Origin of the sequence: Sphingobium sp. PNB (genome assembly GCF_019873065.1) — a bacterium.
GTDB classification, from domain to species: Bacteria; Pseudomonadota; Alphaproteobacteria; order Sphingomonadales; family Sphingomonadaceae; genus Sphingobium; species Sphingobium fuliginis.
On sequence record NZ_JAINEZ010000085.1, the window covers coordinates 1 to 22330 of the forward strand.

20 protein-coding genes are annotated in these 22330 nt (G+C 66.2%); 12 read left to right on the top strand and 8 right to left on the bottom strand.

The window, feature by feature from the left end; translation table 11 throughout:
- Positions 1-220: 220 nt before the first annotated feature.
- Together K7W03_RS21600 and K7W03_RS21605 are read left to right on the top strand one after the other, a co-directional pair.
- On the top strand, positions 221-610 hold the full coding sequence (locus K7W03_RS21600) for a nuclear transport factor 2 family protein (protein ID WP_222887285.1): 390 nt from the start codon (positions 221-223) through the stop codon (positions 608-610).
- 84 nt (positions 611-694) lie between these two features.
- Positions 695-2731 carry a M3 family metallopeptidase gene (locus tag K7W03_RS21605; RefSeq protein WP_222887286.1) on the top strand — a complete coding sequence of 679 codons (2037 nt, stop codon included), beginning with the start codon at positions 695-697 and terminating at the stop codon, positions 2729-2731.
- Positions 2732-2737: 6 nt separating this feature from the next.
- Here the strand turns inward: K7W03_RS21605 and K7W03_RS21610 are convergent, their stop codons facing one another.
- The 4 genes from K7W03_RS21610 to K7W03_RS21625 form a co-directional block, all read right to left on the bottom strand.
- Entirely contained in the window at positions 2738-3469 is a 732-nt protein-coding gene (locus K7W03_RS21610) for an SDR family oxidoreductase (protein WP_222887287.1), read from the bottom strand.
- A 22-nt stretch (positions 3470-3491) separates the two neighbouring features.
- Positions 3492-4781, bottom strand: a complete 1290-nt coding sequence (locus tag K7W03_RS21615) for an MFS transporter (RefSeq protein WP_222887288.1) — start codon at positions 4779-4781, stop codon at positions 3492-3494.
- A gap of 120 nt (positions 4782-4901) precedes the next feature.
- A complete protein-coding gene (locus tag K7W03_RS21620; protein ID WP_222887289.1) occupies positions 4902-5858 on the bottom strand; it encodes a cation diffusion facilitator family transporter in 957 nt (318 codons plus the stop codon).
- A gap of 6 nt (positions 5859-5864) precedes the next feature.
- Positions 5865-6473, bottom strand: a complete 609-nt coding sequence (locus tag K7W03_RS21625; RefSeq protein ID WP_222887290.1) for a flavodoxin family protein — start codon at positions 6471-6473, stop codon at positions 5865-5867.
- 96 nt (positions 6474-6569) lie between these two features.
- Between K7W03_RS21625 and K7W03_RS21630 the strand changes: the two genes are divergently transcribed.
- Entirely contained in the window at positions 6570-7421 is an 852-nt protein-coding gene (locus K7W03_RS21630) for a glucose 1-dehydrogenase (RefSeq protein WP_048575634.1), read from the top strand.
- A 190-nt stretch (positions 7422-7611) separates the two neighbouring features.
- Here the strand turns inward: K7W03_RS21630 and K7W03_RS21635 are convergent, their stop codons facing one another.
- A complete protein-coding gene (locus K7W03_RS21635; RefSeq protein ID WP_044661048.1) occupies positions 7612-9729 on the bottom strand; it encodes a putative bifunctional diguanylate cyclase/phosphodiesterase in 2118 nt (705 codons plus the stop codon).
- A gap of 171 nt (positions 9730-9900) precedes the next feature.
- Entirely contained in the window at positions 9901-12093 is a 2193-nt protein-coding gene (locus tag K7W03_RS21640) for a TonB-dependent receptor (RefSeq protein WP_140043104.1), read from the bottom strand.
- Between the two features lie 243 nt (positions 12094-12336).
- On the opposite strand from K7W03_RS21640, the gene K7W03_RS21645 reads away from it, so the two are divergent.
- The 7 genes from K7W03_RS21645 (at position 12337) to K7W03_RS21670 (ending at position 17751) form a co-directional block, all read left to right on the top strand.
- Positions 12337-12771, top strand: coding sequence for a hypothetical protein (locus tag K7W03_RS21645; protein WP_226870384.1), 435 nt, complete (start codon positions 12337-12339; stop codon positions 12769-12771).
- 36 nt (positions 12772-12807) lie between these two features.
- Positions 12808-12885, top strand: a complete 78-nt coding sequence (locus tag K7W03_RS27930; RefSeq protein ID WP_319024331.1) for a hypothetical protein — start codon at positions 12808-12810, stop codon at positions 12883-12885.
- A gap of 118 nt (positions 12886-13003) precedes the next feature.
- Positions 13004-13795, top strand: coding sequence for an acyl-homoserine-lactone synthase (locus K7W03_RS21650; protein WP_025551308.1), 792 nt, complete (start codon positions 13004-13006; stop codon positions 13793-13795).
- Positions 13795-14097, top strand: coding sequence for an acyl carrier protein (locus K7W03_RS21655; protein WP_048575637.1), 303 nt, complete (start codon positions 13795-13797; stop codon positions 14095-14097). Before K7W03_RS21650 ends, K7W03_RS21655 begins: the two co-directional genes overlap by 1 nt.
- On the top strand, positions 14094-14960 hold the full coding sequence (locus tag K7W03_RS21660; protein ID WP_044661043.1) for an SAM-dependent methyltransferase: 867 nt from the start codon (positions 14094-14096) through the stop codon (positions 14958-14960). Before K7W03_RS21655 ends, K7W03_RS21660 begins: the two co-directional genes overlap by 4 nt.
- 117 nt (positions 14961-15077) lie before the next feature.
- Positions 15078-16859, top strand: coding sequence for a fatty acyl-AMP ligase (locus K7W03_RS21665; RefSeq protein WP_222887291.1), 1782 nt, complete (start codon positions 15078-15080; stop codon positions 16857-16859).
- A gap of 292 nt (positions 16860-17151) precedes the next feature.
- The gene (locus tag K7W03_RS21670; RefSeq protein ID WP_222887292.1) at positions 17152-17751 is read left to right on the top strand and encodes a hypothetical protein; all 600 of its coding nucleotides are present in this window, start codon (positions 17152-17154) and stop codon (positions 17749-17751) included.
- A gap of 18 nt (positions 17752-17769) precedes the next feature.
- Here the strand turns inward: K7W03_RS21670 and K7W03_RS21675 are convergent, their stop codons facing one another.
- Positions 17770-18672: a LysR family transcriptional regulator gene (locus tag K7W03_RS21675; RefSeq protein WP_222887293.1), complete on the bottom strand. Its 903-nt coding sequence runs from the start codon at positions 18670-18672 to the stop codon at positions 17770-17772.
- A gap of 84 nt (positions 18673-18756) precedes the next feature.
- Here K7W03_RS21675 and K7W03_RS21680 point away from each other — a divergent pair, with 84 nt between their 5' ends.
- Entirely contained in the window at positions 18757-19467 is a 711-nt protein-coding gene (locus K7W03_RS21680) for a CoA transferase subunit A (protein ID WP_222887295.1), read from the top strand.
- Entirely contained in the window at positions 19467-20120 is a 654-nt protein-coding gene (locus tag K7W03_RS21685; protein ID WP_044661041.1) for a CoA transferase subunit B, read from the top strand. Before K7W03_RS21680 ends, K7W03_RS21685 begins: the two co-directional genes overlap by 1 nt.
- A 214-nt stretch (positions 20121-20334) precedes the next feature.
- Here the strand turns inward: K7W03_RS21685 and K7W03_RS21690 are convergent, their stop codons facing one another.
- Positions 20335-22044 (bottom strand): ATP-binding protein, encoded by a 1710-nt coding sequence (locus tag K7W03_RS21690; protein WP_222887294.1) that lies wholly within the window; start codon positions 22042-22044, stop codon positions 20335-20337.
- Between the last annotated feature and the right edge of the window lie 286 nt (positions 22045-22330).

Below are 22330 nucleotides of genomic sequence, written 5' to 3' on the forward strand. Positions count from 1 at the left end.
ACCAGATGCGGATTTGAGCGGCTTTCCGGGGTGAAATCAGGACATTCCCCCTCCCGCAGGCGGGAGGGGGCTAGGGGGTGGGCTGGCGCGGCATCAGCGTGAATTTTCAACGGCTAAGTCAGAAGCTCGCTACGCTCGCGCCCACCCCTAACTCCTCCCGTTTACGGGAGGGGAATGTCTTGGATTGGCCATTTCCGGTCAAGAATCCTAAAGCCGCCCGATGACGACATCCCCCGACCTTGCCATCCGCATGCGCCGCGCCGATTTCAACCGCGCCCTGGCGGAGGCGGACCTGAACGCCATCGGTCCCCTGCTCGCGCCCCAGGCCATGCTCGTCACCGGATCGGACAGCGCGGTGATCTCCGGCCGCAAGGCGCAGCTTCAGGCGTGGAAGCGGGAATTCGCCGCAGCGGAGCGCACCATCTACACCCGCACGCCGGAGCATATCGTCGCCTCGCCGGTCGAACCCATCGCGATGGAGAATGGCCGATGGCAGGGCGTGACCGCCGGTTCGGACCGTCCCCTCGCATCCGGCACCTACAGCGCCAAATGGCGGCAGGTCGGCGCGGACTGGGTCATCGAAGCGGAAATCTATCTGACGCTCGCCTGACCGGAAACGCTTGAACAGCCGCTCGCCCGCGCCCAATTAGAGGCTGTTCCTCCTGCCACGGAGGCCCGCAAGCCACGAGTAGCCATGACGACCGCCAATCCCCTCCTTGCCGACAGCGACCTGCCCGATTTCGCCGCCATCCGGCCCGCCCATGTCATCCCCGCCATGGAGGAAGCGATCGCGGCCCACCGCGCGGCCATCGAAGGGATCACCGCGAGCGGGAAGGATGATTTCGACGCGGTCATCCTGGCCGCCGAGCGCGCCGATTTCCTGCTGTCGCGGGTCTGGTCGCCGGTCGGGCATCTCGCCTCCGTCGCCGACACGCCCGAATTGCGGGAAGCGCACGCCGCAGCGCAGGCGCTGATGACCGCCTATCTGATGGAGGCGGGCCAGAACCGGGCCCATCACGATGCCGTCGCCCGCCTCGCCGCCCGCCCCGATTTCGCCAGCCTGCCGCCCGCCGCGCAGCGGGCCGTCGATCTCGCCCTGCGTGGCTTCCGTCTGGCGGGCGTCGCGCTGGAGGGGGAGGCGCGGCAGCGTTTCCTGGACATCGGCGTGGAGTTGAGCGACCTCAGCACCAAATTCGGCAACGCGGTGCTCGACGCCACCGAAGCCTGGAGCGAGCATGTCACCGACGAGGCGGCGCTGGCGGGCGTTCCGGACAGCGACAAGGCGATCCTGGCCGCCTATGCGCAGGAAAAGGGGCTGACCGGCTGGCTGATCACGCTGCGCCAGCCGAGCGTGCTGGCGATCCTCTATCATGCGCAGGACCGGGCGCTGCGGGAGCGGGTCTATCGCGCCTACAACAGCCGCGCCTCCGATCAGGCGGAGGACAGGAGCCACGACAATAGCGAACGGATCGACGCGATCATGGCGCTGCGTCATGAAGCCGCGCAGATATTGGGCTTTGCCGATTCCGCCGCCCATTCGCTGGAGACCAAGATGGCGGCCGACGCCGACGAGGCGCTGACGTTCCTGACCGACCTCGCCAAGCGGGCGCGGCCGGTGGGGGAACGCGAACTGGCGGAGGCGCGCGCCTTCGCGGCCGAGCATCTGGGGCTGGACGATGTGCAGCCATGGGACCTTTCCTATGTGGCCGAAGCGATGCGCCGCACGCTGCATGGCGTGGATCAGGAGGCGCTGAAGGCCTATTTTCCCCTGCCCCGCGTGCTTGCGGGCACGCAGGCGCTGATCGAGCGGCTGTTCGGCGTCCGCCTCGTCGCCCGGCAGGGCGTGCCGACCTGGCATCCGGACGTGCTGTTCTACGACGTGCTGGACGCGGACGACAGCGTGGTGGCGGGCGTCTATCTCGACCTGTTCGCGCGGGCGGGCAAAAGGGGCGGGGCGTGGATGGACGTGTGCCGTTCGCGCTTCCGCGATGCCGACCGGCTGCATCTGCCCATCGCCTATCTCACCACCAATTTCGCGCCGCCCGCGGGCGACCGGCCTTCGCTGGCGACGCATAATGACGTGGTGACGCTGTTCCACGAATTCGGCCATGTGCTGCATCACCTGCTGACCGAGGTGGACCTGCCGTCGATCGGCGGCATCAGCGGCGTGGAATGGGACGCGGTGGAACTGCCCAGCCAGTTCATGGAGAATTTCGCCTGGGACAGGGACACGCTGATCGGCCTGTCCGGCCATGTCGACAGCGGCGAGCCGCTGCCGCAGGCGATGTTCGACCGGCTGCTGGCGGCGCGCCAGTTTCAGGCGGGCCTTGCCATATTGCGGCAGATCGAATTCGCGACCTTCGACCTGCTGCTCCACCGCGATTATGACCCGGCACAGGGCGCGCGGGTCAACGCCGTGCTGGATCAGGTGCGCAAGGCGGTCGCCGTGGTCCATCCGCCGGAATGGAACCGCTTTGCCCATGCGTTCAGCCATATTTTCGCGGGCGGCTATGCGGCGGGCTATTATTCCTATCTCTGGGCGGAACTGCTGTCGGCGGACGCGTTCGAGATTTTCGCCCATGCCGATATTCCGGGCGGCGGGGCGACCGCTTTCCGGCGTGAAATCCTTGCCGCCGGGGCGAGCCGCCCCGCCGCCGAGAATTTCCGGGCCTTTGCCGGGCGCGCGCCGGAGGTCGACGCGCTGCTGCGGATGCGGGGGTTGGCCGCCTGAATCGCTTCAGAAGTGGGCGGTGTAGCCGCCGTCCACCGCCAGCACCTGTCCGGTGACGTAGGATGCCGCGTCCGACGCCAGGAACAGGACCGGGCCGACAATCTCCTCCGGCCGGCCCCAGCGTCCCAGCGATGTGCGGCGGGCGAGATGATCCGCGACGGCCGGGTCGGCGGTCATCTCCCCATTGGCCTCGGTCGCGAAATAGCCGGGGGCGACGGCGTTCACGGTGATGCCGCGACTGCCCAGTTCCGCCGCCAGCGCCCGCGTCAGCGCGTCCAGCCCGCCCTTCGCCATGGTGTAGGCCGCGTCGCCCGACCGAGCGATCTGGCCCGCGATGGACGTGACGTTGACGATCCGCCCGCCCTCCTTCATCCCGGCCGCGATGGTGCGGGCGAGGTCGAAGGGCGCGACCAGATTGACCTCCAGCATCTGCCGCACCGCGAGCCGGTCCAGCGCTCCAATCGGCCTGCGGTCGCGATGGCCGGCATTGTTGACCAATATGTCGATCGGGCCGCAGGGGCTGAGCGCCGCCCGCAGCGCTTCGCCATCCTGCAGGTCGAAGATCAGCGGCGCGCTCGTCCCGCCCGAGGCGGCGATGGCGGCGGCGGTCGCTTCAAGCTGCCGGACATTCCGGCCATGGAGCAGGACATGCGCGCCGGCCCCGGCCAGGCCCAGCGCGATCTCGCGCCCCAGGCCGCGTCCGGCTCCGGTGACGAGGGCGATTTTTCCTTGCAGCATCCAAGCCTCTCCACACAGCCGGTCAGGCGAGGACGAAGGTCTTGCTCCGCCCGCGATTGATCAGCAGCACCAGCCCCGCGCCGATCAGGCACAATATCCCCGCCGCGACGAAGGCGGGCATATAGCTTTGCCAGACGGTGCGGGAAAGGCCGCCCGCCAGCGCCGCGCTCGCCGCGCCGAGCTGATGCCCGGCGAAGATCCAGCCGAACACGACATTGGCCCGCTCCGGTCCGAAACGCTGCGCCGTCAGCTTGACCGTCGGCGGCACGGTCGCGACCCAGTCCAGGCCATAGAACATCGCGAAGACCGACAGGCTGTAGAGAGAGAAGTCGCTGAACGGCAGATAGAGCAGCGAAAGGCCGCGGAGCCCATAATAGCAGAACAGCAGCCAGCGATTGTCGAACCGGTCCGACAGCCAGCCCGACGCCAGCGTGCCCGCGAAATCGAACAGCCCCATCATCGCCAGCATCGACGCCGCGCCCACCGCCTCCAGCCCATAGTCGCCGCAAAGCGCGATGAAATGCGTCTGGACCAGCCCGTTGGTGCTGGCGCCGCAGATGTAGAAGGAAAAGAACAATATCCAGAAGCTGGGCACCCGCGCGGCATCGGCCAATATGCGGAGCGGGCTCATCAGCAGGGCGCTGAAGCTGGCGGGCTGCGGCGGGGCGGGATGCACCTCGCTCTCGCCATAGGGCGGCAGGCCGAGGTCGGCGGGACGGTCGCGCATCAGCAGCAGCACGACCATCGCCGCCAGCAGGATCGCGCCGCACACCAGCAGGACCGAGGCGCGCCAGCCGAACCGCTCCGTCAGCGCGGCGAGCAGCGGCAGGAAGGCCAGCTGACCCGTGGCGGTGCTGGCCGACAGCAGCCCCATGACCAGCCCGCGCCTGTGCGCGAACCAGCGCGTGGCGACGGTGGCGCCCAGCACCATGGCGGTGAGCCCGGTGCCGATGCCGATGACGACGCCCCACAGCATGACGAGATGCCACAATCGGGTCATGCCCATCGACAGCAGCAGCCCGCCGACGATGATGGACAGCGAGATCAGCATCATCCGCCGCACGCCGAAGCGGTTCATGAAGGCGGCGGCGAACGGGCCCATCCCGCCGAACAGCAGGAAACGGATCGCCAGCGCCCCGGAAATATCCGCCGAACTCCAGCCATATTCCTTTTGCAGGGGGATGATGAACACGCCGGGCGCGCCCACGGCCCCGGCGACGACCAGCATGGTGAAGAAGGTCGCGGCCAGCACCGCCCATCCATAATGGATTTGCCGCGTGCCCATTTGGCGGGCGAGAGACGCTGACAGCATGAAGGCCTTCCTCCCGGATCGATCGACCGACGTTAGATGACGATCGTCATCAGATGGTCAAGGGGCCAATTGACGGAATATGGACGTGGAAGGCCGCGAACAGGCGGGGCGGGCCGGCCATCAGGCGGAAGCGCGCGGCTGGACCAGGGCGTCCTCCCGCTTTTCCGGACGGATATAGATGGAGGTGAGTTCGGGAATCGCCCGCTTCATCTCGCTTTCCATCTCCTCGATCAGGCTTTCGGCCCGGCCCATGCGCAGATCGTCGGCGAAATCGGCGCTGATCGCCACGAACACCGCGTCGGGCGCGGTGTGGATGGTGCGGATGTGATTGACGGCGGTGATCTCCGGCCGCCGGTCGAGCAGCGCCCAGACCGTGTCGATGATGGCCCGGTCGGCGCTCTCCCCGATCAGCAGGCCCTTGGCCTCCCGCGCCAGCAGCACCGCGACCGCGCCCAGCACCAGCCCGATGACGATGGAGGCGACGCCGTCCAGCCGCGCATTGCCGAAATAATGGCTGGCCCAGACGCCGATGGCCGCCACGATCAGCCCGATCAGCGCGGCGCTGTCCTCGAACAGGACGATGAAGCCGGCCGGGTCCTTCGACCGGCGGATCGACTGCCACCAACTGCTGGGGCCGCGTTTGCGTCCGAATTCCCGCACGGCGATGGTCCAGGATGCGCCCTCCATCAGGAAGGCGATGGCCAGGACGATGTAGTTGACGGCGGGGCCGCGCAGCGGCTCCGGCTGCCGGATATGGAGCCAGCCTTCATAAATGGATACGCCCGCGCCGACCGCGAAGATCAGGATGGCGACGACGAAGGCCCAGAAATACAGCTCCCGCCCATAGCCGAAGGGATGGGCGGCGTCGGCGGGCTTCTTCGCCCTGGCCTGACCATAGAGCAGCAGCAACTGGTTGCCGCTGTCGACCATCGAATGCACCCCCTCCGTCAGCATGGAGGAGGAGCCGGTCAGGGCCGAGGCGACGAACTTGGCGACCGCAATGCCGATATTGGCCAGCAGCGCGCCGTAAAGGACGATATTTTCCCGGATATGCGCGACGCGGCCGGTTTTCGCCACCTGGGTTCAGCCCGGATAGGGGGAGGACCGGAGCAGGCCGGCCAGATGCGCCGCATTGCCCGCCACCATCTTCGCGGTCTTCTCCACCTTCTCCGGCACCTCCCCCAGATCCTTGAAATCGATCGAGCCCATGGCTTCCCCCACCCAATAGCAGGCGGCCGTGGCCGGAATCGTCCAGCCGACATCGTTCAGCGCCTGAAACCATTGCGCGGTCGAAAAATGCGCCCCGTCCTCATTGCCGACAATCGCCGCGACCGCAACCTTGCCATAGCTCGGCATGCGGCCCCGGTCGTCTGTCTCGCCCAGAAAGGCGTCCATGCGTTCCAGCACCCGCTTGGCGACGCTGCTGATCTGCCCCAGCCAGATCGGGCCGCCGAAGATCACTACGTCATGGTCCAATATCCTGCGGCGCAACGCCGGCCAGGCGTCGCCCTCTCCTTCATCGGACGTCACGCCGGGCCTGATGTCGAGCGCCGCGACCCGCACCGTGCCGGTGAGTTCGACATCATGGACGGCAAGGGCCTTCGCCAGCACCGCGATCATCGCCTCGGTCGAGCTGGATTCGCCGTCCCCCGCCTTGAGGGTGCAGTTGAGGGCCAGGGCTTTCAGAACCATCGCATGTCTCCATCCGCCCCATCCACGCGCCGAACCGGGCTCCAGCCAATGAACTCCCCAGCAGGCAATGTGTTCTTCGGGGAAAGGAGATTTGCGATGCCCGATACCGAAGAGATGATCCATGAGGATGGCCTGCCCGGCCATGAAAGCCGGCTGGAGCCCAAGCCGGAATGGGAACCGCGCTATCCCGGCTCCGGCCGGCTGGCGGGCAAGGTGGCGATCGTCACCGGCGCCGACAGCGGAATCGGGCGGGCGGTCGCGGCGCTCTATGCCCGCGAAGGGGCCGATGTCGCGATCTTCTACCTCTGCGAACATGACGACGCGGAAAAGACCGCCGGGATCGTCCGGGCGGAAGGGCGGCGGGCGCTCGCCATCGCGGGCGACCTGGGCGACCGGGACTTCTGCCAGCGGGCCGTGGCGCAGGTGGTGGAGCAGTTCGGGCGGATCGACATCCTCGTCAACAATGCGGGCGAGCAGCACCCGGACAGCGACATCACCGACATCAGCGAGGAACAGCTGCGCCGCACCTTCCAGACCAACATCTTCGCCATGTTCTTCCTGACGCAGGCGGTGCGGCCGCATCTGAAGCGCGGGGCGGCGATCGTCAACTGCACCTCCGTCACCATGTATCAGGGGTCGAAGGAACTGCTCGACTATTCCAGCACCAAGGGGGCGATCACCGCCTTCACCCGGTCGCTGTCCGAAAATCTGGTGGGGGACGGCATCAGGGTGAACGCCGTCGCGCCGGGGCCGATCTGGACCCCGCTTAATCCCAGCGGCGGGGCAAGTCCGGAAAAGCTGGAGCATTTCGGGGAAAGCACGCCCATGGGCAGGCCGGGCCAGCCCAATGAAGTCGCCCCGTCCTTCCTCTTCCTCGCCTGCGAGGACGCCAGCTACATGTCGGGGCAGGTGCTGCATCCCAATGGGGGCACCATCGTCAACGGCTAGAGCCAATCGTGCGGAAAAGCTGCCCTAAGCCTGTCGACGGGTTGGAACCGGTTTTCCGCCTGAAAGGATGGGACAACAGAAAGCTGGAGCACGCGACCGGCGTCCGATCTGGCGCAGCATGCTCCAGGCGCGAGCGGATTGAAGCCGCACCACGTCCCTGCGCCTCACCTGACCGGGATCCGATCTTCCCTCAGGCGGTCAGCGAGTCCGCGCGGCCTTCCCCGCGCATCCCGCGCGGAGGCCAGGGCGCGGCCCGCCGGTTCAGGGTGATGATGGCGCTATTCTCGCTCCAGGACTGGATCAGCGCGGGAATATTCTCCGACGGCGCGGGGCGGCCGAAATAGAAACCCTGGGCATAGTCGCAGCCCAGTTCGCGCAGCTTGACCGACTGGTCCGCTTCCTCGACGCCTTCCGCCACCACCTTCATGTTGAGCGCGCGGCCCAGCGTGATCAGCGCGGAAACGATGGCGGCATCGCTTTCGCGCGCCGTCACGCCGCTGACGAAGGAACGGTCGATCTTCAGCGTGCTGACGGGCAGCGACCGCAAATGGGAAAGCGAGGCGAAGCCGGTCCCGAAATCGTCCAGCGCCAGCGGGATGTTGCACATGTGCAGTTCGTCGATGGAACGGCGCACCGTGTCCGACCCCGCGCCCAGGAACACCCCTTCGGTGATCTCGATCTCTATGGAATCGGGCGCGATGGAGAAGCGGTCCATGGTCTCGATCAAGCGTCCGGCAAAGCGTTCCCGCCGCAATTCGGCCGAGGACACGTTGATGGCGACATGCCCCAGCGTCAGCCCGCGCGCGCGCCATGCGGCCATGTCGGCGAACACCTGGCTGGTCATCGTCTGGCCGATCATGTCAGCGACGTCATGATCGTCGAACGCCGCGTAGATTTCGGCGGGCGAGCGGATGGTGCCGCAACTGTCGCGCCACCGCAGCAGCGCTTCGAACCCGACCAGTTCGCCCGTCTGCAACGACACCTTGGGCTGATAATAGCTGATGATCGTGCCGTCGCGCACGGCGGTCCGCGCCCGGTTGATCATGGCCACGCGCTCCTGCATGTCCTCCAGCAGCGACTGCTCGAACATCTGCATGCGCCCCCGGCCCAGCGACTTGGCGCGATAAAGCGCCAGGTCGGCATGGCGCAGCAGTTCCGTCGCGACCCGGCCATCCTCGGGGAATGCGGCCACGCCGATGCTGCCGCGGCATTCGAGCGAGCGCCCGGCGGCGAACAGCGTCTCCCGAATGGTGAGGACGCGATTGGCGAGATCGGCAAGCTGCTGCCGGCTTTCGACATTCTCGATCAATATGGCGAACTCGTCGCCGCCCAGCCGCGCCACCACCCCGTCGCCGGCGAAGATTTCCTTCAGGCGAGAGGCAAAGCTCTTCAACAGCTCGTCACCGGCATGATGGCCCATCAGGTCGTTGACGTCCTTGAAATTGTCGATGTCGAGCAGGAAGACGCCGACCTTCTTGAAGTCGGTCATGGCGCTCGCCAGCGCCTTGTCCAGGCAGGCGTTGAACATCGCCCGGTTGGGCAGCTGCGTCAGCGAATCATGCTCGGCGTTCCAGCGTATCTGCTCCTCGATCAGCACGCTTTCATGGATGTCCTCGGTATAGCCGTACCAGCGGATGATCCGGCCTTCCTCGTCGCGCCGGGGATAGGCCTGCGCCCGCATCCAGCGATACTGGTCGTTGACCATCAGCCGCACGCGCACGTCGAAGGGCTCGCCGGTGGTCAGCGAATGGGTGATCCGGTGGGTCAGCGGGCCGATGTCATCCGGATGCGTCGCCGCCAGCCAGCCATTGCCCTCCGCCTCCTCCCGGTCCAGGCCGGAACTTTCCAGCCAGCGATCGGTGAAGTCGATGATCCGGCCGTCGGGATCGGCCAGCCAGGGAAGCTGAGGATTATATTCGACGATCAGGCGCAGATTTTCCGTGCTGCGGCGCAGCCGTCCGATTTCGGCATGTTCGGTCGTGACGTCGATCATCACCAGGTCGGCCGCCGGCCGGCCCGCCCCGTCACGACGGATGCGCGCGACGACACGCATATTCCTCATGATGCCTTCACGATCCTCCAGCGTCAGCGTCGCTTCGGCCCTGCCCATGCGCAGAACGGCACGGGCAAGCTGGAGGACGGGCTTGCGAAAGATCCGGTGCACGCCGCGGAACCAGCGGAGCAGCGGCTGGCCGTCCCGCACGCCGAAACGGCTCGCGGTGGCGGCATCGGGATGGCATAGCCCATCCCCGTCGACCGACCACCGCAAGACCCCTGCCGACGCCAGTATCTGCTGGTCGCCATCCATCGGGTCCTGCCTGCCTTGAAATTCATCAGGTGACCGCGATGAAATCTGGTCCGCCATTCTACTCCTGCTGTCCCGGCGCCGCGGCCCTTAAGAAGGTTTCACCATTTGCTGGCTAAGATTTCCTTAATGGCCGCCATATGGGCCATAGCCAGCACGCCCAAGCGCGACGTCCTAAAATGCCGCCGAAAGGCTGACGCCATAGGTGCGCGGCGGCCCGTATGCCGCCGTTCGGTACACGCCCAGACCGGACCGGTCGTCGGCATAGGTCTTGTAGATCCTGTCGGTCAGGTTCTGGACCCAGGCGGCGATGTCCCACTGCCCGCGACGCAGGCCGAAACGCAGGTTGACCAGCGTGCGCGGCCCGGCCTTGAAGGCGTCCGAATTGGTCGGCTCGAAATAGACGGTCGACCGGTGATCCACGTCCGCGCGGGCGAAGATCGTGCCGATCCGCACCGGAACCTCATAGCTGACGGCGCCATAGCCGGTGAAATGGGGCGCCAGCACCAGGTCGTTGCCGGTGCAGTCGGTGCTGGGGCTGCCGACAGAGGGAATGACCGATGCGGGAACGCCGCAATTGTCGAACCTCTTATAATGTGCGTCCAGAATGGCGGCATTCCCCTCCAGCCGCAGCCGGGACGTCAGTTGCAGCGACAGCTCGCCTTCCACGCCCTCCACCTGCGCACGGCCGGCATTGGTGAGCGCCAGCCCGCTGCCCAGCACCTGCGACACCTGCAACCGGTCGTAATCGGTGTGGAACGCGGCAAGGTTCAGCCGCATCCGCCGGTCCAGCGTCAGCATCTTGAAGCCGACCTCATAGCTGGTCGCCTTTTCCGGGCTCGCGGTCAGCCCGCCCAGCGAGGAGGCGAGGTCGACATTGTAAGCCGCGCTCTTGAAGCCGCGGGAGAAGCGCGCATAGACATTGGCGTCCGGCACGACCTCATAGGAAATGGTCGCGCTGGGCGACAGGTCGTCATCGGTCGACCGGCCGTCGAAGGTGAGGTTCGGGAAGCCCAGATAGGTGAAGATACCCGTCCCGCTGGCGTCATCCTGGACGAAATGGGCGCGCTTCTTCTCCCTGGTGTAGCGCAGGCCGGCGGAAAGCGACAGGCGATCGGTCAGTTCATAGTCGAGCCGCCCGAACAGCGCCCCGCTCTCCGTCTTGACGCTGCCCTTGGTGGTCAGCATCGGTTCGCCCGGCACGCCGGTATCGGCGCCCAGACCCAGGCCCCGGTCGGTGCGCACCATCTGGTCGAAATAATAGGCGCCCAGCAGATAGCGCAGCTTGCCGGTGCCGCCCGCCAGCCGCAGTTCCTGGCTGAAGAAATGGGAATCGTCGCTGAAATTGTCCGCGGAGACGAAGTCGACCTGCTCCTGATCGTCGTCCAGCGAGGCATGATAGGAGGAATCCCGATAGGCGGTGATGGCCGTCAGCGTGATCGCGTCCGATGCCCATTCCGTCCTCAGCGAAATGCCCTGGCTGTCGCGGTGCAGCCGGTTGGGCCGGTTGTTGTTGATGTGCAGCGGCTCCCGCGAAGGGAAATCCGCCGGATAGCCGGCCAGCGCGTCCGCCTGGAAGAAGGCGGGCGTGCCGCGGTCGCGCAGCCCCTCCCACCGGGCGATGAAGGACAGTTGGTCGGTCGGCGCATATTTGGCCGACAGCCGCCAGGTCAGCAGGTCGGTCGATCCCGCATCCCTGCCGCCGGACAGATGCTTGTAGAAGCCGTCCTGCCGGGCATAGGCCACCGCGCCGCGCACCGAAAGCCGTTCGTTGAGGCGCGTGCCCAGCACTGCCTCGCCCCGCCTGTAATCGTAATTGCCCGCGTCCAGCCGGATGGAGGCGCCGGGATCGGCGTCGGGCTGCTTCGTCTGGACGTTGACGACGCCCGCGATGGTGTTCTTGCCATATTCCGTCCCTTGCGGGCCGCGCACGATTTCCACCCGGTCGACATCCAGAAGATGCTGGACGAAATTTTCCGGCCGGCCGACATAGACATCGTCCACATAGATGCCGACGCCGGTTTCCAGCCCGATATTGCGGACCAGGGTGGAGATGCCGCGGATCGAGATCTGCCCCTGCAACTGGCCTGCAATGCCCCCGCCGATGTCGACATTGGGGGCCATGCGGGTCAGGTCGGTGATGGTCTGCAACCCCGCCGCCACGATCGAATCGCCCGAAATGCTGGTGACCGCCAGCGGCGCCTTCAGCAGCGGTTCCGGCACCTTGCGCGCCGTCACCGTGATGTCGGCGCGCATGTCCGCATCGGCCGGGGCCTGCGCCCAGGCCGTGCCGGAAGCTGCCAGTTCGATCGTCGCGGAAACCAGAAGTGCCCACTTCCATCGCCGCCTGTACCCAAAATTCGTCATCGCCCACGAAACCCGCTATATTTTTTCAATCCGCCGATCATAGGCGGACTTGGTAAACCGCTGGTTAAACTCTTCCTGCGTCCGGCTCCGGATCGGACGAGCTTGCGCTCTGCGGCCGGCAGCCCCGCACCCCGGCGAACGCTCGTTCCGCCGCAAACAGGAAGCAGGCGGCAGGAAGGCACGCTTAACCCGCTTTTAAGACCTGACGCGGCATGACGGCAGGCATATGCCGCGTGAGGAACCATGAGCGAATATATCCCCAGCACCCAGCTTCGCGCCGGAAGTTCGACCACCGCCGCCGATTTCATCGCGGGGGTCGACGGCACGCTCAGCATCGAGAGCCTCGTCACCCGCTTCAGCCAGGCCCTGGGCCTTCAGGCGGCGAGCCATGCCTGCTACGCTGTCGGCGATGGGGAGCGGCGCTTCCTGTTCGGTGAGACCGGCTGGTGCGGGCCGATCGCACAGCCGGAGGTCCTGCCGCAGATCTGCTTTCCGATCACCGGCTGGGACGAACGGCAATATGAGGTGGAGATCCGCCTGCTGAGCATGCTGGAAAGCCCGGAGGAACGCGCGAACCTGCACGCCATGGCGACGCTCTACCTGTGCCGGGGCATCGCCCTGCTCGACGCGCGCGACGATCTGGCCGCTTCCGCCCTGACCGAGACCGAGCTGTTCTGACTCGACCAGCGGCAGGCCGGGTGGTGCGACCTCGACATTGCCGAGGCGCTCGACCGCTCCGTCCAGGCGGTGAAGGTGCATGTCCAGCGCGCCCGGCAGAAGCAGGCCGCCTGAACCCCCTTCATCGACCGGATTTTTGCGGGGAACATGGATTGCACCCTGCAACTTTCCGATGACCTCCCCTGTATAATATGTTACAGGCGCTGCCGCTGCATGCGGGGGACGAACGGATTTGATTCATCTGATTTCGAAGAACAATTCCGCACTGTACCAGGACGAGATCAGAGATTTGCACCAGGCCCGCGCGGAGGTGTTCGTCAACCAGCTCGGCTGGGATCTCAGGGTCGAGGACGGACTGGAATATGACGAATATGATGATGCGCGCGCGAGCAACATCATAGGCTTTTCGACCGAGAACCGGGTCGTCATGGGGCTGCGTTTCCGCCCCACCGACGACTGTTCCATGCTGCTCGATCATTTTTCGCATGTCCTGCCGGCCGGCATCCGCCCCATCGACGACGGGCGCACCTGGGAACTGAGCCGCGGATTCTGCATTGAGCGGGGCATGCGCCGCCACAATCTGCGACGGAAGGCCGCGTGCATGATCGCGCCGCTGGAACTGGCCTATGAGGCCGGGATCGACCGTTGCGTGGGCTTCACCGATGTCCGCATGCTCAGCTTCTGCTACGGCGTCGGCTGGAAGCTGACCCTGCTCGGTTCCGCCATGGACTACGGCCAGGGGGAGGCCGTCGCCTATGAGGTGGAGGTGTCGCAGGCCGCGCTCGACGAGATGCGCCAGATGTGGGGCCTGCCCCGGCCTTCGCACATCACCATCGACCAGCTTCTTCCGGAGGAGGAGAATGTGCACGTCGCGGCGGCCCGGCTGGCGCGCGAGCATCCGGAACTGCAGAAGATCGCCGCCCAGCCGGAGATCGGTTCCGTCACACACCCGTCCGCCACGACCGGGGCGGACGTCTATTATGGCAGATTCGGGGCGACCCGTTCGGCTTCAGGGGGACATTGATGAATTCCGACCTTATTCGACAGGCATCGGCAGAGGAAATCGAAAGCTGGATCATTGCCCGCATCGCTGAAATCGTGAATGTGGCGCCCGCCGCCGTCTCTCCCGATGCGCCGTTCGACAGTTTCGGGATCGATTCCGCCAAGGCGATCTCGCTGATGGTGGAGCTGGAGAACTGGCTGAACCTGCCCGACGAACTGCCGCTGGAACTGTTGTTCGAGGCGGAAGCGATCCGCGACGCGGCGACGGGCATCGCCGCGGCGGTCAGCGACATGGCGGCGCAGCAGGGCGGCGTCCAGCCATGATCCAGGACGAACAGATCGAATTTGGCGGATCGGCCGCCGCCATCCGCCACCATTATGATGTCGGCAACGACTTCTATTCGGCGTGGCTCGACCCCAGCATGACCTATTCCAGCGCGATGTGGGACGGCCTGCCCAAGGACGCCCCGCTGGAGGAGGCGCAGCAGCGCAAGCTCGACTATCATGCGGAATCGGTCGGCGCAGGCGAGGGCATGCGCATATTGGACGTCGGTTGCGGCTGGGGCGGCATGATGCGCAACCTGCGGCGCAGGCATGGCGCCGCCGAATGCGTCGGCCTGACGCTGAGCGAGGAACAGCTCGCCTATATCGAGCAATCGGGCGATCCCGGCATCGGCGCGGTCCTTTCCAACTGGCACGACTATCGTCCCGACAGGCCGTTCGATGCGATCATCTCCGTCGGCGCGTTCGAGCATTTCGCCCATCCGCAGCAGAGCGTGGACGAGCGCCGCGGCGTGTACCGCGAATTCTTCCAGGCCTGCCGCGACTGGATGCAAGGGAAGGGCCGTCTGTCGCTCCAGACCATCGCCTATGGCAGGATGTCGCCGGAGGACGCCAATCCCTTCATTGCGAACGAGATCTTCCCGGCGGCGGAACTGCCGACGCTGGAGGACATCGTGGTCGCCTGCAAGGGTCTGTTCCGCGTCGAGCGGCTGCGCGACGACGGGCTGGACTATGCGCGCACCTGCGAGATGTGGAGCAACCGGCTGCGCGGCGCGGTCCGCAGCGGGGTGGTCGATCCGGCCATCCATCCGGTCGAGAAATATTCCCGTTATCTGCGCATGTCGGCCGCCGGTTTCCGCATGCGGAAGATCGGCCTGCTCCGGATAGCCTTCGCGACGGAATGACCGGAATATCCCGGTCACCGGGCGGAATCGCCTGGCGACCGGGACCATGCGGCATCAAAGGACTGGGCGTTTTCGCTCCATGTGAAAAGGCTCCAAAGCATCGGGTTCGCAAAAAAGATGCAGATAGACTTCAGCCGGTCGATCGTCGACATCGTACTGGACCATGGGAACAGCGTCCCGGACCGGCCGGCGCTGATATTCGACCAGGGCGACGGTCCGCAGAGCAGCCTGACCTATGCGCAGGTGGCGGCGCAGGTCGGGCAGCTTGCCGGCGCCATGGCGGCACGGGGGTTGGCGGCGGGGGGGCCGGCCGGTCCCCGGATCGCCCTCCTCTTCTCGGCGGGGACCGACTTCGCGCTCGCGCTGCTTGCCTGCCTCGCGGTCGGCGGCGTCGCCATTCCGCTCGCCCCGGTCGGCCGGCGCAAAGCGCGGCTTCGGAATATCCTGAACATGCTGGACGACATCCGGCCCGACTGCATCCTGCTGGACGACGGCATGGCCGGCCTGTTCGGGGAGGAACTGTCCGCCGCCCTGTCCGCCGGCCCGGTGCGCTATCTGGAATTTGCCGCGCTCGCGGCGGAATCGCACGCCTTCTCGCCGCTGGCGCTCGCGCCGGACCGGCTCGCCGTGCTCCAGTTCACCTCCGGCACCACGTCGAACCCGAAGGGGGTGATGATCAGCCATGGCAACATCATCGCCAATGAGACGATGATCCGCGCCGCCTTCGGCCACGACCGGGATTCCCATTTCGTCGGCTGGGTGCCGCATTATCACGATCAGGGGCTGTTCGGGAACATCCTGCAACCGCTGTTCCTGGGCTCGACCTGCGTGATCACCTCGCCCGCCGCGTTCATCAACAGGCCGATGTCCTGGCTGCAACTCATTTCCCGCTATCGCGCGCATACCAGCGGCGGGCCCAATTTCGGCTACGACCTTTGCGTCGACCATGCCACGCGGCGGGGCATGCCGGACGGTCTCGACCTGTCGGGCTGGCACGTCGCGTTCAACGGGGCGGAGCGGGTGCGGCCCGCCACGCTCGACCGCTTTGCCGAATGCTTTGCCGGTGCCGGTTTCGACAGGCGCGCCTTCCTGCCCTGCTATGGGCTGGCTGAATCCACCCTCGTGACCATCGCGGTTCCGCCCCGGAGCGACCCCATCGTCAAGAGCTACGACAGCCGCGCTCTCGCGGCAGGTCGGGCGGAGGAGAGCGCCGGCGGGGACGCCGTGCTGGACCTCGCCTGCTGCGGCCCCGCCATGGCCGGGGCGGAGGCGCGGATCGTCGATCCCGAAACCGGCGAGGCGCTGCCCGATGGCGCGGTGGGCGAAATCTGGCTGCGCGGCCCGCACATCACCGCCGGTTATATCGACAATCCCGCCGCGACGGAGGCGAGCTTCGGCCGGCTGGACGAAGGCGGGCCGTTCCTGCTCACCGGCGATCTCGGCTTTTCCACGGCCGATGGATTTTTCATCGTCAGCCGCCTCAAGGACCTGATCATCGTCCGGGGCCGCAACCATGCGCCCAGCGATGTCGAACAGATCTGGTCGGAACTTTCCGGCACGGTGGGACAGGCAAGCGCCGCCGCCGTGGAGATCGAGATGGGCGATGCGCAGCATATCGTCCTGATCGCGGAGATGAAGCGCGACGACGCCCGGTCCCTGTCGGACGAGAAACTCCAGGACCTTGCCGCCCGGCTGCGCGCCACGGCCATGGAGCGGCTGGAACTGGCCATCACCGATCTGGTGATGGTGCCCGCCAGCGCGATCCCCCGCACGACCAGCGGCAAGGTGCAGCGCAAGCAGGCCGGCAGGATGCTGATGGACGGGGAATTGACGGTGCTGGGCATGGCGGGACCGCTGGCGCAGGCGTTCGCGCCGTCCGGGCAAAGGGCATCCGCCTGAGTTCGTCCTGACAGGGTGGAACGCAGTTCGACCCGACAGGCGAAACCCTGAGGGCCGGGATCGGCCGGCGTCCGCCCGACCGTCTCCCGCATCGGCATCCGCGCGAAGGCGCGACCTGCGCCCGATTGAACGCGGCGCGCTCTGGCTGACGGTCGGCACAGCCGAAGGTCGTCGCGGCAATAGCTGCCGTTCGCCCGCGCCAGGTCCGACTCGTTCCTTGATGCCCTGGCCCCGGAAGCGTAAATTGCACGGCGGTCGGGGGCGTGGCCGCCGAAGCGGAGAGGATGGACCGATGATTCGCCTGTCATTGCCGATACGCTCTGCCATCCCCCTGCTGCTGGCGGCGAGCGCGGGTCCCGCCCTTGCCCAATCGACGATCCTTCCCGAAGGCATGGCCATCCAACTGGAAACCCGGCAGGAGATTTCCTCCAAATCCGCCCGCGTCGGCGACAGGATCGAACTGGCCGTGGCCAAGCCGGTGACGATCGGCGGCGTGACGCTCATCCCCGCCGGCAGCCCGGCGGTGGGGGAAGTGAGCCGCGTCAGGGACAATGGCCTGCTCGGCCGATCGGGCAAGCTCGACATCAAGGTCAGCACGGTCAGGGCGGGCGGGATGGACGTGCCGGTGCGCGGCCAGCGCAATTCCCAGGGCAAGTCCGGCACCCTGGGCGCGGTGGGCGCGGGCATCGTCTTCCTGCCGCTGGCGGTGATCGTCCGCGGAAAGGACGTCAAGCTGCCGGCCGGCACGCTGTTCGAGGTCTATGTCGACAAGGAGGTTTCCCTGGGATCGGACGTGGCGCCGGGCGGCCCGGCCGCCGCCACTCCGGCCGAAAGCCGCGACATGCCCGGCAGCATAAGGACCGTCGATCCCAATCAGGCGCTGGGTTCCTGAAGCCCGTCTCGACAGCGGTCAGGCCTCGCCCTCCGGCCCCAGCCGCAGCGCGCTCGCCTGCTCGAAAATGGCGGCGATCACCGGATCATTGTCCGAAATACGCCTGGCCACATGAAACTCGATGGGCGACAGGGCCGGCATGCCCTCCAGTTTCACAAGGGCTCCGCTCATCAGGTCGGCGCGGGCCATGGGTTCCGGGAAGATGCCGATCCCGCCACCCGCCTTGGCGATGTCGATCATCATCCGCGCATTGTTGCACAGGTTGAGCGATTTACGGGCGATCTGCGAAGCGGCGATCGCGTCGCGCATCCGCCCATAGATCGGGGAATGGCTGGCCAGCGACCAGATCGGAATGGTGCGGTCCCCCGCATCGCCGTGGAATGACGCGGCAATGGCGGGACTGGCGAGCCAGACCAGGCTCACCCCGCCGATGGGACGCGACTGGAGCGCCGGATGCGCGATCGGCCCGGCCGCGAAGGAAATATCGGCGCGCCCGACCAGCAATTGCTGGATCAGGTTGGCGGTCAGGTCGATTTCCAGTTCCAGGCTGACATGCGGCATCGCCCCCTTCAATTGCGACACGAAGTCCGGAAGGCAGCTTGCCGCGGCGATTTCGCCTGCGCCGATGCGGACCACGCCGCTCGCTTCCGCCAATCCGCCGCAACGCAGCAGCATGCTCTGCAGATCGCTCCAGAGAGGTCCGCAATCGCGCACCAGTTGCCGCCCGGCGGGGGTGAAGGACATGGTCCGGCCTTCGCGGCGGAACAGGCGGGCGCCCAGATGGCTCTCCAGTTCCCTTACCCGCGCCGAAATCGCCGGCTGGGTGGTGTTCAACCGCTCCGCCGCCGCAGCGAACGTGCCGAGCCGGTCGATCCAGAGCAGGGTTTCCAGATGGAAGAGGCCGATGCGATTGATAGACATGGCTTTTGGCTAAAGCAAAAAACAAATCATTAGAAATGATAATTGGCCTCCGCCAGAATGGCGATCCGAAGGAGAGGCATGCTTATGGTCAAAAAGCTTTATTCGGATGCGGCGAGTGCGTTGGAGGGTTTGCTGTTCGACGGCATGCATCTGTGCGCTGGCGGGTTCGGTCTGTGCGGGATACCCGAGCGGCTGATCGATGCGATCCGGGATTCGGGCGTCAGGGAACTGACCATCGCCTCCAACAATGCGGGGATCGATGGCGAGGGGCTGGGCAAGCTGCTGCGCACGCGGCAGGTCAGGAAGATGATCTCCAGCTATGTGGGCGAGAACAAGGAGTTCGAGCGGCAATATCTGGCCGGGGAGCTGGAGGTGGAGTTCTGCCCGCAGGGCACGCTGGCCGAACGCTGCCGGGCGGGCGGCGCGGGCATTCCGGGCTTCTACACCAGGACGGGCGTGGGCACGGCGGTGGCCGAGGGCAAGGAAGTGAAGAGCTTCGACGGGCAGGATTATATATTGGAGCGCGGCATCTTCGCCGATGTGGCGGTCATCAAGGGCTGGAAGGCCGATGAGAGCGGCAACCTCATCTTCCGCAAGACGGCGCGCAACTTCAACCAGCCCATGGCGACGGCGGCGAAGATCTGCGTCGCGGAAGTGGAGGAGGTGGTGCCCACCGGCAGCCTCGACCCCGATGCGATCCATCTGCCCGGCATCTACGTCAAGCGCATGATCGTCGGAGCGCCTTACGACAAGAAAATCGAATTCCGCACCGTCCGCCAGAGGGAGGCCGCATAATGGCATGGACTCGTGACGAAATGGCCGCGCGGGCGGCGAAGGAATTGCAGGACGGTTTCTACGTGAACCTGGGCATCGGCATCCCGACGCTGGTGGCGAACCATATTCCCGACGGCGTGGAAGTGACGCTGCAGTCGGAGAACGGCATGCTGGGCATCGGCCCCTTCCCCTATGAGGGGGAGGAGGATGCCGACCTGATCAATGCGGGCAAGCAGACGATCAGCGAATTGCCGCAGAGCTGCTATTTTTCCAGCGCCGACAGCTTCGCGATGATCCGGGGCGGGCATATCGACCTGACCGTGCTGGGCGCGATGGAGGTTTCGGAACATGGCGACATCGCCAACTGGATGATCCCGGGCAAGATGATCAAGGGCATGGGCGGCGCCATGGATCTGGTCGCGGGCGTCAAGAAGATCATCGTCGTCATGGAGCACACGTCCAAGGACGGCAGTCCCAAGTTCATCCCGGCCTGCACCCTGCCGCTGACCGGCAGGAATGTGGTCGACATGATCGTCACCGACCTTTGCGTGTTCCAGCGGCCCGACCATGACAGCCCGTTCCGCCTCATCGAATGCGCGCCGGGCGTGACGGCGGAGGAAGTCGCCGCCAAGACCAGTGCGCATTACACGGTGGACGTCGCTCAACCGGCCTGAGGAAAGAGGGCGAGGCCCGTCCCGTCAATGGGCCTCGCCGCCTCAGGCATCGAAGCGAAAGCGCCCTGGGTCGCGTCTTCCGATCCACGGCAAAGTCATCCTTTTCAGGGATGGCCTGAATAGAGTGAAGCGAAGCGCCACAGGACATATCCGGGCCAGGCCTGCGCCAAGCTTTTCTCCGCAGAGGGGCCATGACCCCGAAACAGGATGCGGATCAGGCTGCCTGCGCCCGCGCCGCGGCTATGCAGGCCTGCAAATGATTATGCCGGAAGGGCTTGGACAGGCGCGTGATGTCGGGCGCGATCAGGTCCACCCCCTCATAGCCCGATATGATCAGCAACGCGATGTGCGGATGATCGGCCCGCAGGCGCAGCGCCAGTTCCACCCCCGTCATGCCCGGCATGATATGGTCGGTGATCAGGATGTCCGGCCGGTCGCCGGATTCGATCATGCTGAGCGCGCGTTCGGCCCGGTCGGTGTCCACCACCTCATAGCCCATGTCGATCAGCATCTCCCGCGTGCTGTTCCGGACGAGATCGTTGTCGTCCACCAGCAGCACCTTGCCCGAACGCTCTTTCGGCCCCTCCTCGACTGCTGGGGAAGTCGCCTTCACGGCAGGCGCCCGCTCGACGGGCAGCCATAGCCGGACGCTGGTGCCCTGCCCCACGGCGCTGTCGATCTCCACCGTGCCGCCAAGCTGGGCGGCAAGGCCATGGACCATGGAAAGGCCAAGCCCCGTGCCATGGCCGGACGGCTTGGTCGTGAAGAAGGGCTCCATGGCCGCCGCCTTGACCGCCGGGGTCATGCCGGTGCCGGTGTCGCTGACGGTCAGGCAGACATAGGGACCGGGCGTCAGCGCGGCGGGCAGGCGGCTTTGGCGTGCCTGTGCCTTTATGCTGAGCGCGCCGCCATCGGGCATGGCGTCGCGGCCGTTGACGGCCAGGTTGAGCAGCGCGACCTCAAGCTGATGGGCGTCCGCGCGCACCGGCGGCAACATCGGCTGGAGATCGACCGAAAGCGCGATCCGCGGTCCCAGCGTGCTGGTCAGCAAGGCCTGCATCCCGCCAAGCAGGTCCGACAGGTCGACCGCCTTTGCGGTCAGGGGCTGGCGGCGGGCAAAGGTCAAGAGCCGCTGCACCAGCGTCTGCGCGCTCTCCGCCGCCTGCATCGCGATGGTCGCATGCCGCTCGATCGATTCGGGCGTCCGCTTGCCCGACAGGATCAGGTCCAGCCCGCCGACGATCGGCATCAGCAGATTGTTGAAGTCATGGGCGACATGGCCCGTCAACTGGCCGAGCATGTCCAGCTTCTGGACCTGGCGCAGGCTGTCCTGCGACCGCTCCAGTTCCGTGGTGCGTTCCCGGACGCGGCGTTCGAGCTGGTCGTTCAGCGCTTCCAGCGACGCAAACAGCCGCCCGTTCTCCAGCGCGGTGGACGCGGCGCGGGCCAGCGCCTCCAGCAGCGCGATCTCATTGTCGGTGGGCTGCGCGAATTCGGACCAATAGGCGCCCAGAGCGGCCATGGGTTCGATGCGGCCGATCGGCACCATCACCATCGACCGCACGAATGTGGTGCGATAGGCCTCCACCGGCACGCGGGGATCGTCGAAGACGTCCGGGATCACCGCCGTCCGATGATGCTCCATCGCCCATCCGGACACGCAACTCGATGCCGGGAAGCGCTGCCCCGCCCAGAGCGGTTCCATCGAATCTTCAGCGATATAATGACACTGGTCCTCGTCGCGCAGGACGACCGCGATGCCGTCCGCCCCCACCGCGCGGCGCGCAAAGGCCCGCAGGACATTTATGATCGCTTCCATCGACCGCGCGCCGGCCAGCGCCTCCATGGCTTCGGCGGCTATGGTCCATCGTGCCGCCAGCGCCTTTTGTTCGGCACCCCGTTCGCTTGCCAATTTCCTGTCCATCGACAACCTTCTGCATCGGAACCGCGCGTCTTTCTAACATCGGACGGCGTCGATCACAAAGCGATTATGATCAATGGCTTAGAGGCGGCCTGGGGTAACCGGGGCAGATTCCCGTGCGTTCAGGCTGGGGCGTTCCGGACGAGGTCTGGTAGCCATTGGACGTGTGGTGCGCCGGGGACAGCGAAGCGGTCGCCGAGGAAATGGTAGAAAGAGATGCGCAGCTTGGCGCATGTCTTGAGCAGGCCAATCATGGTGTCGCGAGCGATCCTTCCGGCCTGGCTGACGG